The sequence below is a fragment of the Halorubrum sp. 48-1-W genome, from assembly GCF_003287355.1.
In the GTDB taxonomy this organism is placed as follows: domain Archaea; phylum Halobacteriota; class Halobacteria; order Halobacteriales; family Haloferacaceae; genus Halorubrum.
The window spans coordinates 307,039-319,764 of sequence record NZ_QMIM01000001.1; the positions used below are offsets into that span (position 1 = coordinate 307,039).

At 69.6% G+C, this 12,726-nt stretch carries 6 protein-coding genes; 1 reads left to right on the forward strand and 5 read right to left on the reverse strand.

All coding sequences use genetic code 11. The features are described 5' to 3' along the window. The 3 genes from DQW50_RS18025 to rimI form a co-directional block, all read right to left on the reverse strand. Positions 1–5,157: a hypothetical protein gene (locus tag DQW50_RS18025; RefSeq protein WP_198664563.1), complete on the reverse strand. Its 5,157-nt coding sequence runs from the start codon at positions 5,155–5,157 to the stop codon at positions 1–3. A 211-nt stretch (positions 5,158–5,368) separates the two neighbouring features. Further along, positions 5,369–7,168, reverse strand: a complete 1,800-nt coding sequence (pepF, locus tag DQW50_RS01635; RefSeq protein ID WP_112077570.1) for an oligoendopeptidase F — start codon at positions 7,166–7,168, stop codon at positions 5,369–5,371. A 91-nt stretch (positions 7,169–7,259) separates the two neighbouring features. Beyond that, entirely contained in the window at positions 7,260–7,733 is a 474-nt protein-coding gene (gene rimI / locus DQW50_RS01640; RefSeq protein WP_112077618.1) for a ribosomal protein S18-alanine N-acetyltransferase, read from the reverse strand. An 84-nt stretch (positions 7,734–7,817) separates the two neighbouring features. Between rimI and DQW50_RS18765 the strand changes: the two genes are divergently transcribed. Continuing rightward, positions 7,818–8,438 carry a hypothetical protein gene (locus DQW50_RS18765; RefSeq protein WP_157964831.1) on the forward strand — a complete coding sequence of 207 codons (621 nt, stop codon included), beginning with the start codon at positions 7,818–7,820 and terminating at the stop codon, positions 8,436–8,438. A 54-nt stretch (positions 8,439–8,492) separates the two neighbouring features. On the opposite strand, the gene DQW50_RS01650 is transcribed toward DQW50_RS18765, so the two are convergent. Both DQW50_RS01650 and DQW50_RS01655 read right to left on the reverse strand, forming a co-directional pair. Further along, positions 8,493–10,970, reverse strand: a complete 2,478-nt coding sequence (locus DQW50_RS01650; RefSeq protein ID WP_112077571.1) for an RND family transporter — start codon at positions 10,968–10,970, stop codon at positions 8,493–8,495. Next, the gene (locus tag DQW50_RS01655) at positions 10,971–12,644 is read right to left on the reverse strand and encodes a COG1361 S-layer family protein (protein WP_112077572.1); all 1,674 of its coding nucleotides are present in this window, start codon (positions 12,642–12,644) and stop codon (positions 10,971–10,973) included. Between the last annotated feature and the right edge of the window lie 82 nt (positions 12,645–12,726).

The window sequence follows — 12,726 nt, forward strand, 5'->3', positions numbered from 1 at the left end:
TCACACCTCCGTCAGGGTCAGGTCGCCACGGCCGCCTGTCGGCTGTAGGACGAGCAGTCGGTAATCGTACGTCGCGGTCGGGCCGCGACTCCCGTCCTCGTACTCGGTTCGGTCGAGCCAGGGGCTCACGGGCCGCCAGTCGTCCTCGTCGCCACCGTGGGGACGGCGATGGACTCGATAGCGGAGGTCCGACGGGGCTCCCACGGCGGGGCTCCACGACAGCGTCACCGCGCCGTCGTCGTCGACCGTTGGGTCCTCCTCGTCCCACGTCGGCGGGTCCGGGGGCGAGCGGTCGAACGCCTCCGCGGAGGCGACCGCGGTCGGCTCCGTGTGGACGCCGGACTCCCCGACCCCGACGACCCGATAGTACGTCGTCGTGAACGGTTCGACGTCGGCGTCGACCCACTCGAGCACGCCGTCCTCGACTGCGACCCCACCGGCAGCCGTCGAGTCCCTTGGTGCGGCGGGATCCGCCACCACCTCCGGTTCGTCGGCCCGACGGAGGTCCGTCGCTCGCTCGGGGTCCCGAGACCGGTAGACGAGCAGGTGGTCGAGCGTCGGATCGTCGACGCCCGCGATCCGCAGGGTGATCGCCCGGTCGTCGGGTGTGTCCAAGTCGGCGTGGCCGGCAGTGGCCTCGACGATCCGCGGCCGTCTCGGTGGCACATCGCCGGCGGACCGGACCGGCATCGTCGGGTAGCTCATCGGCGGGTCGTCGGTCTCGCCGATGTCGCTACGGTTCCCGGCGTCGTCGATCGCGCCGACCCGATAGCAGTAGACGTTTCGTGAACTGCCGTCGAACCGGTCGACCCAGGCGCACAGGTCGGCGTCCGGCTCGTCGTCGGGGTCGCCGTCCGGGCCGACGCGATCCGGGTGGTCGCTCGGCACGAGCGCGTCGACGGTTCGCTGGGAGAAGGCAGGCTCGTTGCCCGGCAGCGCGGCGAGCGTGGCGAGCGTCGCCGGCCGGAGGACCGCGGCGGTTGACTCGTCGGGCTCGTCGTTCGCATCGTCGGTGTCGCTCTCGGCATCCGCGTCGCCCGCGTCGTCGGGCCCGTCCGCGTCGCTCTCGGCATCCGCGTCGCCCGCGTCGTCCGCATCGGCCGGCTTCCGGAGGCGACGATACGCCTGCATCGCCGTCTCCACGACCACCCCGTCGGGGTCGTCCGAGTCGTGTCCGTCCCCCGAAACGGCCTCCTCGGCGAGGGCGGTGAGACCGTTCACCTCCGCGGCGATCGTTTCGCGCGCCGTCTCGGTCGCCTCGTCGTCGCCGCGGTAGGCGGGCGGGAAGAACCGTTCGTGGTCCGGATCGTAGGGGTCGAGCGAGAGCTCCGGACCGTCGCCGTCGTCGTCGGTAGTCCCGTCGCCGTCCCCGTCGTCCGCGGCTGCGAGCCGTCGCTCCCAGTCGGTCGCGAACAGCGTCTCGTCCAGGGCACGGAAGACGTGATACCCGTAGTCGTCGCCGGCGTCCGGGTCGGGCTCCCACCGGACGGTGTACGCCGACTCGCCGTCGTAGTCCGGTTCGGTCGCGTGACGGAACGCCGCCGGCTCCACGGGAACCGCCGGCGTCGCCGGCGTCTCGTGGAGAACCCGGGCGATCGTCGCGGTCGCGTCGACGGCGCTCTCGTGTCCGGCGTCGTCGACGGCGGTCACCGCGACGTCGGCGTAGACGGTCGGCATCGAGCGGGACGGCGCGAACGCCTCGCCCTCCTCGCTCGCGGGCGCGTCCACGAACGCCTCGTAGACGCGAGTCCCGTCGTCCGTTCCGGTGAGCCCGTCCGTGCCGACCAGCGCGCTCGTGTCGTCGTACGCGACCGTCGCGACGTTGGCGTCCCAACTGTCGGGGTCCCGCTCGTCGTCCCACAGCGGATGATCGATCCGGTACGGCAGGTGCTCGCCCGGTGTGGACGCCGCGACCTCCCGGTCCAACACCAGTTCGGTTGGCCCGTCGACACGCGCGACGGTGTAGGTGACGTCGTCGTCGACCGATCGGAACCGCATGCCCTCCACCGCCTCGGTCCAGCCGGTGTCGTGACCGTCGACCACGGTGCCGGTCGTTCCGTCCACCGTCGCCGTCGACCCGGCGTCGACGGAGACCGTTCCGGCGTCGTAGTGTGTCGGCACCGAGACGGTACAGCGGTCCCCGACCGTCGGCTCCGATCGATCGACGTCGAGCGCCCCGCCGACCTGCGGGAACATCGCGACGACGTCGGTTGCGCGGCCGTCCGTCTCGGAGACGAGTTCGTCCGTCTCGCCGCCGTCCGTCTCGACCGAACCGCCGTCGGTCGCCGTCTCGTCCCCGCTCGGAACCGGCGGTCGGACCGTGAGCGTCACGCCCTCGGCCGTGGCGGTAGCCGCTCGAACCGGAAACGCGGCGTCGTCGACGAGGAGCCTCGTGCCCGCGAGCGTCCCGGGATCGGCGTCGAACGTGTCGTCGAGACCGACCGTGACCTCGTAGCCGGTCGAGGTCGGATCGACGTCGAGCACCTCCCCTCCGAAGGCGTTCGTTCGGCCGGGCGAGACGTACAGCTCGAAGGCGTCGACGTCGTCGGCGAGGTCGGCGTGTGCCGCCGGCCAGGTCCACCGGACCCGGATGCCGACCCGTTCGGGATCGCCCGCCCGCCAGTTTCGATACGCCTCGTCCCCCCTGACGTGCCGGTTCGCCGGGACGTCGTCGGGGTCGGCGTCGACCAGTTCGTCCGGGTCGTCGTACGCGGCGGGGTCGAGCGTGGCGGCCTCGATGGCGGTCGGCGACGGGGGCGAGGAGTCGTCTTCGACCCGGATCGCCACGTCACGGTGCGTGCTCCCGGCGGGCGTCGGCGGACCGGGAGGGGCGGACGTGACCCAGGTCGCCGGCTCGCTCGGCTCGCTGAACCGACCGAACACGTCGACGCCGACGACCCGGTAGCTGTACCAGCCGTCGGCGAGGGTACCGTCGGTCGCGTGGAGCCGAACGTCCGGCCAGCCTTCCGGCGTTCGGGGCCGTCCCGTCGCCGGCGTGGTCGCGAGTATCGGCGTCGCGTCCGTGAGGAGGTCCGTCCGCGAGTCGGCCGTGACTGGGTCGTAGCGGGCGAGGTCGGAGTTCTCCTTCAGTCGCCACGGCTCGTCCCCGTCCCACCGCCAGAGGTGGTACTTCACGGGCGTCGCCACGTCCGGCGCGGTCGCGTCGAGGTCGTCCATGTCCCACCGGATCCCGACGGCGTTCGCGGTGTCCGCCGTGACTGGTAGCTCGAAAGCCATCGGTTCCTCGGGCGCCGGGAGCGGGTCGTCGTCGCTCCGGCTCACGTCGAAGGCGACGTACCGGTCAATGGCGGGCGTCGACGACGCGGGCGAACGCGCACGGAGGGCCGGCTCCCGTTCGGCCCCTGGCTTCCCCGGCGTGATCGCGCCGGCGTGATCGGCGACGATCATGTAATCGTACGAGGCGTCGCCGTCGACCGTGTCGTCGATCCAGTAGAGACCGAGCGCCTGTGCGGCTGCCGGGTCGGTCGCGGCCGTCAGGACGGAGTCGAGCGGGTTCTGCGTGGAACGCGACGCCACAGCGTCGGGGGTCGCTGCCGGATGGATCAGGTAGCGGCGGGGCAGCGCCGGCCGGAGCCCGACCCGGCCGCGAAGGTGGAGCCGTTGGTCGGCCTCGTCGACCGATCCGATCCGGTGGGTGTGGCCCTCGTAGACCACGCAGTCGAGGGAATCGCCGTAGTACGGGCCGCTCACCGGCCGATCGAGCGTACAGATCTCGAGGGTCCGCTCGCCGACCCGGAAGTGGGCCACGTCGACGATCCGATACAGCTCACGGTCGTCCTCGATGCGGATCCGGCGGCCGACCGTCGCGTCGTCCCACCCGGCGTTCGTAGTGAACACGTACGGCCGGCCGTGGACCGCGATCACGTCCGTGTGTGACCCCGTCGCGATCCGGAGCCGCGATCCCACGAGGTCGGTCGTCCAGTCGGTGTTCCAGCCGGCGACCGTCGACCCGCCGCCGTTCACGACCGCCAGGCCGTCCGGGGCGCGAAACGCCGGCATCGTTCGGTTCGCCATCCCACCGCTACCGCCCCCACCGCTACCGCCCCCACCGCTACCGCCCCCACCGCTACCGCCCCCACCGCCCCCACCGTTGCTGCCCCCCTCATCGACCAGGACCGAAAGCGTGTCGTGGAGCGAGGCGAACTCGTCGCCGAGTAGTTCGTACGCCAGGTCGCTACCGCCGGCCCCACGATACGGCCGGGAGAGCACGAGTCTGGTGGACCCGTCGGGTGCTTCGCCGACGTCGGTGATCCCGTACGCGGTGGGGTCTCCGTCGATCCGCAGACAGTCACCGACGAGGTCGTCTTCGGGAGACTGATCGCTCGTAAACGCGTACGAGGAGCCCGGCGAGACGGCGACCGTACCCGTACCGGACACGGACTCCTCGGCGTCGACGAGGCGATCCGGCGGACCGTACTCGATCCGATCCCTCGCGACCGTCCGGGCCTCGTCCAGGTCGTCGATCGGGCCGTCCGCGCTGACGGGTGCGTAGTCGGCATGAGCCAGCGGGAGACGGATCGGTGCCGGTGCGTTCGGAACGAGTTGCCACCCCCGACCGAGGGTCGACGAGACGAAGTGCGGCGCGACCTCGGTCACGTACACGAGGTTTTGTTTCGGCTCGCCGCCTGTACAGGAGACGGCGTCGATGCGATCGCCGGTGAGTCTGACTTGCCCGCCCGTCGTCTCCGTCTCGTCGACGACGCGGTCGTCGGTGAGCGCCCGCACGACGACCGGGTCGCTCCCCCCGACGTCGACCGACACGTCGACCGCGTACGACGGCTCCGGCAGCTCGATCGGAACCGGATCGCTTCCGACCAGCATCACCGCATCACTGCCGTCGTGTTGGGCGTGAGAGACGCGCTCGTGTTCGGGAAAGTCGAACCGGTGACCCGCCTCCGTGTGTGCTTCGGTGAGGGGGGTGGCAGGGTCGTGTGCCAACGCGGCGGTCAACCGAACTCGCGGCCGTAGGGGTGCTTCCCGATGACGCCGCCTGAAGAGGTAGTAGCCGCCACGGGGGAAGCCGCGGTGTGGGGGAAACGCCCATCGAAGGTGGATCCCGGGGGGAAGGGTTGGGTACTCGTCACGGGGCTGTGCGTCGCCGTCAACGCCGAGGGTTGTCAATGCGAGGTGTGTCATGGGCCGGATCGCTCGGCATCGCCCGGATACAGCGATCGGGCGATCCTCGCGAGCCGAGGACCGGACGCTGGAACGCGAAACGACGCCTACGTTCTTTTTTCCGAAACTTTCGTCACTGTTGTCACGAAACGAGAACTTAAATTCTTCGGTCAGTGGGGTGGTCCTATCCGTCGATCGCTCCGGAGACCGGTCGATACGGTCGCCGTATCGGCTACGCCAACTCGAGCAACGTCGCGACCTCCTCGAGGTAGTCGTCGTAGATCCCGACGGCTGACTCGATCGGGTCGGGTTCGGCCATGTCGATCCCGGCGAGTTCGACCACTTCGAGCGGGTAGTCGGAGCCGCCCGCTGTCAGCATCTCGCGGTAGTCGGCTGCCGCGGGCTCGCCCTCCTCGAGCACGCGCTCGACGATCGCGGCTGCGGCGGAGATGCCGGTCGCGTACTGGTAGACGTAGAAGTCGTAGTAGAAGTGGGGGATCCGCTCCCACTCGCGTTCGATCCCGCCCGAGAGGTCGGCCGGCGCGTAGTAGTCGCCCTTCAGGTCGGCGTAGAGCTCGTCGAGGACGTCCGGCGTGAGCGCCTCGCCGGCCTCGACGCGCTCGTGGATCCGCTGTTCGAACGTCGCGAACATCGTCTGGCGGAACAGCGTGGAGCGGAAGCGCTCGAGGTACTCGTCGAGCACGTGCGTCCGGAGCTCCTCGTCCTCGACGGTCTCGAGCAGGTGGTGGGTGAGGAGGGTCTCGTTGACGGTGGAGGCGATCTCGGCGACGAAGATGTCGTAGCTCGCGTCGTGCCACGGCTGGGCGTCGCTCGCCAGCTCCGAGTGCATCGAGTGGCCGAGTTCGTGTGCCAGCGTGTACATCGAGGCCACGTCGTCCTGGTAGTTCATCAGGATGAACGGCTGGGTGTCGTAGGTCCCCGAGGAGAACGCGCCCGAGTGCTTCCCGCGGTTCTCGTAGACGTCGACCCACCGGCTCTCGAGGCCCTCCGTCATCCGTTCCTGGTACGCCTCGCCGAGCGGCGCGACCGCCTCGATGATCCACTCGACGGCCTGGTCGTACTCGATATCGGGGCCCTGATCGCCCGTCAGCGACATGTAGAGGTCGTGGCTCTCCAGCGTGTCGACGCCGAGCGCCGTCCGCTTCAACTCGGCGTGTCGATGGAGCGTCGCGAGCTCGTCGTCGACGGTGTCGACGAGCGTGTCGTACACCTCGACCGGGACGTTCGAGCCGTCGAGGGCGGCCTCGCGGGCGGTGTCGTAGTCGCGGATCCCCGCGCTCGCGACGTGTTCGCGGACCGCCTTCTCCAGGCTCGTCCCCACGGTGTTGCGCACGTCGGCCCACTCGTCGTAGAACGTCTCGTGGACCCGCCGGCGGAACTCGCGGTCCGGGTTCGTCTGGAGCTTCGTGAAGTTGGCCTGGGTGATCTCCACCTCCTCGCCGTCGGGGTCCTCGACGACGCCGTAAGTCATGTCCGCGTTCGTCAGCATGGTGTAGATGTCGCTCGGGGCGCTCGTGACCTCCGAGAGGTCCGCGAGGACCTCCTCGACCTCCGCCGACCGCGTGTGGGGTTTGGTCCGCAACACGTCCTCGAGGTAGTGTTCGTACTCGGCGAGGGCGGGCTCCGCGTCGACGAACGCCTCGACGTCCGCCTCGGTCAGCGACTGGAGCTCCGGGCGGAGGTACGATATCTCGCTCGAGGCCTCCGACTCGAGCGAGGACGCCCTCGCCACCATCGCCTGATACTTCTGGTTCCGGGTGTCCTCCGCGCTTCGGAGTCGGGCGTACACGACGACCGACGACAGTTCCCGGAACACCTCCTCGCGGAGCCGTAGCAGTTCGAGGAGGGTCCCGGGGCCCTCCGTGACGCGACCCTCGTAGGCGCCGAGTTCGTCGATCCGTCCCTCGACGGCCTCGTAGGCAGTCGCCCACGCGTCGTCGTCGTCGAAGACGCTCGCGAGGTCCCACTTGTACGCCTCGTCGATCTCGGACCGCTCGGGAACCGAACTCATACGCTCCCGTCGATGCCCGCGACACTAAGCCTTGTCAAGACGGAACGGGGAGCGGTCCGGAGGATCACCCGACGCGGGATCGCTCCGTGGCTCACCCGCCACTGCCCCACTCCACGAGGTCGACGGCGAGGACGAGCGCGTCCTCGCCGTCGCGGTAGTACCGCGTCGCCCGCCGGACCGGCTCGAACCCCTCCGCCCCGTACAACGACCGGGCGGGGTCGTTCCCCTCACGGACCTCGAGTTTGGCGACCGTCGCCCCGGCGGCCCGGAGCCGGGCGAGCCCGGCGCGCAACAGCGCCCGGCCGATCCCCCGCCCGCGGAACTCCGGATGGACGGCGAGGTCCTTGACGTGGCCGATGTCGCGGCCGGCGTTCGGGGTGACGTCCGCGACGAGATAGCCCACCACGGCCCCCTCCCGCTCGGCGACGAGGAACGTCGGCTCGTCGACCAGCTGATCGAAGGCGTCGTACGGCCAGGGGTCCGAGAAACACTCGCGTTCGATCCGGAGCACCGAGAGGAGGTCGGCGCGCTCGACCGGCCGGATCGACACCTCGGCGGGGGTCACGTTCCCGTTTCGGGAGCGCCCGAAATAAACGCGACGGGCTCGCGACCTCAGTCGCGTGTCGACGGACGCTCGATCCACGGCCCCGTGGCGTCGACGGTCGCCGGCGTCGGCGCGCGAACGACGAAGCGGGCCCCGTTCGGGAAAGGGCCGGTCGGCGTCAACGCACCGGCCGGTGACGACGCGGCCGCCGAACTCCGGGGTGACGTCGTCGTCGACGACGGACTCGACCCAGACGTCCCTCCCGTTCGCGCGTCGGATCCGGTGTGTGACCCGCCGATCGGGGGCGACCGCGGAGAGGGCGTCCGCGACGTCGTCACGGTCGTTCGGGTGGACGTACTCGAGGAAGTCGCTCCCGCGATCGTCCCGCGGTCCTCGCCGAGAAGCGCCGGCATGGACGGCCCCGCGAACAGCACCTCGCCGTCGACGGCGACCGCGGCGACGAACCGGTCCGGGGCCCTCGGCAGTGTGCTCCCCGCGTCGGGTTCGCTCGATACGACCGTTTCCGTTCCGTTCGTGGGCGTCCGGTCCGTCGGATCCGGGCGGTCCTCGTCACGGGACCCCGAACCGTCGGCGTCGGCGCTCGATGCCGTACCGCGGGCGAACCGTCGACTGGAGGGACACGGCTCGATCTACAGAGAATACAGGAGAGAGCCCACGACTTCAGTCGGGGGAGGAGGTCAATCGTCGGGAGTTCGGATCGATTGATAAACCCACCTGCCTTAATTATCCGCATTGATATCTGGGTGTGGCCGAGGCCGCTCACGCCTCGACGGCCGGGTCGGTCGTCTCGGCGGTCGACGAGCCGGACCGGATCCGGTCCCAGAGGAACAGCGCGGGCGGGAGTGCGACCACGGAGATAACGAACGAGTAGAACACGCTCAACGCGATGAGCGTCCCGAAGTCGCCGAGCACGGGCGTGATCGCGAGCCCGAGCGCGCCGGTTCCGAGCGCCGTCGTGAGCATGCTCCCAGTCAACGCGCCGCCGGTGCCGGTGAGCGTCGTTCGTAGCGACTCCGCCACGTCGTCGTTCTCCCGGTACTCGTCGATGAACCGGGCGGTGATGTGGACCGAGTAGGCGATCCCGATCCCGATCGCGATCGAGAGGATCGTCGCCGTCAGGGCGTTGAGCGGGTAGCCGAGAAAGCGCATCGTCCCGACGAGCGACGTGACGGAGATCGTGATCGGGAACACGTTCACGATCCCGAGCATCGGCATCCCCTCCAGCACGCCGTAGGTGATCACGAGGAACACGCCGCTCAGCCCGACCGCGAGGACGAGCCCCTGTATCGCCGAGTCGAAGATGATCGCGGTGATCGCGTCGAAGACGACGATCTGTCCCGTGGCGGTCGCAGCGTAGCGGTACCGCTCGGCCTGCTCCCTGCCGTCCGCGGAGATCTCTTTCTGTGTCGCGCCGCTCTCCACGGTGTACTCGACTTGCGCGCCGCGGCGGTCGTCGGTGAGGTATTCGCGCGCACGCGGCCCCGCCGGGGAGTCGAGCAGTTCGTCGTAGATCGACTCGAGGTTGCGGTCGGGGATCCCGTTTCCGTCCAGGTCGTTGCGGGCGACGAGCGCGGCGAACTCCTCGTCGCTTTCGGCGTGTGACCGAATGATCGTCACGATGCTCGTCGTCTCCGCCCGCCCGCCCTCCCCGACCGCCAGCGTGTCCGGCGGGTCGTCGGTCGGCGCTGCGAGCGCCTCCAGCGCGTGGTCCTCCTCGAAGGGCCCCTCGACGTAGACCGTGAGCGAGGCGTCCTGACTCGCCTCGAACTCGTCTTCGAGCAGGTTCAGCGTCGACGTGACCGTGTACTCGCTCGGCGCGAACGGCTCGGGAATGTACTCGACGTACCCGGGCTCCTCCTCGGGCGGGAGGAAGTCCTCCTGTTCGAACGTGGTGTCGACGCCCGCGCCGTACGCACCCAACCCGCCGCCGACGAGCAGTAAGACGACGACGAAGAGCGCCGGCGCACGCTCGCCGACGGAGACAGAGACGGCCAGAAGCCGGCCGAGCGCGGAGTCCTCGGACGCGATGGGGGTGGTACCGAACTCCGGGACGCCGTAGCGCTCCCTGAGCCGGTCGATTTCGAGCTTCGCAGCGGGCAAGAACAGCCCGAAGATGAGGAACGTGAAGACGATCCCGACCGCCGAGACGATCCCCAGGTTCCGGATCGGGTCGAGGTCGGAGGTCACGTTCGCGCCGAAGCCGAACACCGCGGTCACGGTGACGATGACGAACGCGATCGCCAACTGGTCGGCGGCGGTCCGCATCGCCGGCACCGGTTCGTACCCCTTGACGGTCTCCTCCCGATACCGGTTGACGAAGTGGATCCCGAAGTCCACGCCGACCGCGAGCAGCAGGACCGGCACGGCGATCTGTTGTTGGTCGAACGGGATCCCGGAGAAACCGAGGAACCCGAACGTCCAGACCAGCGTCATCAACAGCGCGAACAGCCCGAGCGCGAGGTCGATCGGGTCCCGGTACGCGACGACGAGGAAGCCCAAGATCAGAACGATGACGATAGGCATCACGATGAGCAGCGAGTCGACGATGATCTGGCCGGTTTCGGCGTTGATCACTCCGCTCCCGAACGTCCGGATGTCGGCGGGCTCGTCGCTCGCGAGCGACTGAACGTCGGTCTGGATCGACTGGAGGTCGTCGAACCCCTCCGGCACGTCGTGTGTGACGACCGTGATCGTCGTCGACGCCGACGCCTCGTTCGGGTTGAAGTCGTCGGAGACGCCCCTCGAGAAGCGGGGATCGTCGCTCAGTTCCCGGACGGCCCGTCTGAACTCCGCGTCCGTGGCTCCCGCGACCGCCCGCCGCATCTCCGCGGGCGTCTCCGCCGTCGGATCGATCGATCGGGCGATGACGGTCGCGGGGCCGTTGGCCGACTCCATTCGGAGGTCCTCGCGGGCGTCGATCCGCTCCAACAGCCGGAGCATCGCCAGCGTCTCCTCGCGGGTGAGGACGTCGTTCCCGTGGTGGATCAGCTGTGTCGACTCCGTCTCCGACTCGAACGGCTCGTCGAACTCGCTGTTTATCGCGTCGAGCGCCTCCTGTTCGGGGAGGTCCTCGGAGAACCCCTCCGTCGGTTCCGTCTGCGTCTCGATGGCGCTCATCCCGCCGGCGAACACCGCCGTCACGAGGAGGAACGCGAGGACCACCGCTCGCGGCCGTGAGACGATGACGCCGTTGAGTCGCGTGGTGGCGTTCTCGATCCACCGACCGGCTCGGCTCATCTACTCCCTCTGGGTGACGTAGAGTCCGGCGCCGAGGGCGGCGACGAGCGCGAGGACGCCGAGCACGAGCGGGACGGTGCCGACCCCGGAAAGCGGGGACGTGTCCTCCGCCTCGACGACGGTCACCGGTACGCGAGTCGTATCCGAGAGCTGACTGTCCCCGTCGGCGTCGTCGTACCGGAAGTCGAACGAGACGGGATACGTCTTCGCGACCCCCGACGACTCCGCGGAGAGGGTGAACGTCATCGTCGTCGACTCGCCGGGCTCGAGCGACGCGGCGAACGCCTCGTCGTCGTCGCTGTCGAGGGGATCGTCGGCGAACAGCCGTGCCTCGACGTCCGTGACCGTCTCGTCGAGGTTGTTCGTCACCTCGACGTCCATCTCCACGCTCCCGCCGGCTTCGACCTCGCGGTCCTCGACTTCGAGTCGGAACTGGTCACGCTGCGGCTCGACCGAGTAGCCGAGTTCCACGTTCTCGTAGACGCGCTGTTCGTTCTCGTCGTTTCGGTACTCGACGACCAGATCGGACGAGCGGTCGATCGGCTTCGCCTCGCCGTTGACCTCCAGGGGGAACCGGAACGAGTCGGACTCGCCCGCTGCGAGCGTCCCGACGGCCACGGAGGGCTCCCGTGGAACCACGTTCGCCGACTCGTCGGCGAACCGGACGACGACGTTCCGCGCCTCGTTCGGCCCCTCGTTCGTCACGGTCCCGTACACGTCCCCTTGCTCGCCGACGTAGAGGTCCGACTCCACGTCGTCGACGCCGAACCGCTGTTCGGGTCCGGGCGTCACGTCGACGGAGGGTCGCCGATCCGCGCGTTGATACCCCTCCGGCGTCTCGAAGGCCACCGTCCCGTTGAGGACGTACTCGCGCACCGACGCACTCGACGTGAACCCGACGTCGTATCGGACGGTCCGCGTCTCGTTCGGCGCGAGCTCGTCGATGCTCGCGGTGCCGCTGGATCCCTCGCCGAACCCGACCTGCGGGCTCGAGGACTCGAGCGCCACCGTGAGGTCCCGAGCGGCGTCCGGGCCGACGTTCCGGACCTCCGCTTCGAGCGTGCCCTCGTCGCCGACCGTCGCGTCGGTCGTCGCATTCGAGATCTCGAAGCGTGCGTCGCCGTCGACCTCGACGTCGACCTCGGTCGAGAGGGTCCGCGACCGGTCGATGGTCACCCCACCCGACTGCTGGTAGGTGTAGGAGTACTCGACCTCGACGTCGACCGTGTAGGTGCCGTCCTCGACGTCCTCGGGGACGCTCACCGCGAGCGGCACCTCCCCCGGTCGGTCCTCGGTGACGGATCCGATCGCGAGCGTCCCGCTCTCGACGGTCAGCGGCGTCCCCTCGGCGTCCGCCTCGACCCGGACGTTTCTCGCGGTCGTGACCACGCCGCGTGCCTCGGACGTCCCCAGATCCAGGTCCCCGTCGTTGGTGACCTGGAGCGGCACCGTGTTCGTCCGCCCCGGAGTGAGGGTCGGGTCGGATGTACTGACCGCCAGATCCGGGGACCCGCGGATGAGTCCACCCGACTGCTGGGGCGTCACCGCCGAGCCAGCGGCGACTGCGCCCGTATCGACCGCCCCGCCGCCCGTCGCCGCGACGGCGAAGCCCGCCGTCCCGCTCGTCAGAAGCGTCACCGAGACGAGCGCGACGAGGACCGTCCGCGCGTTCATCGCTCCCTCCGCGTGACGACCGCGAGCGATCGACGCCGTCCCGTCCGATGCGAGTTGGCCCGCTCGGCCGATCGTTCCGTCC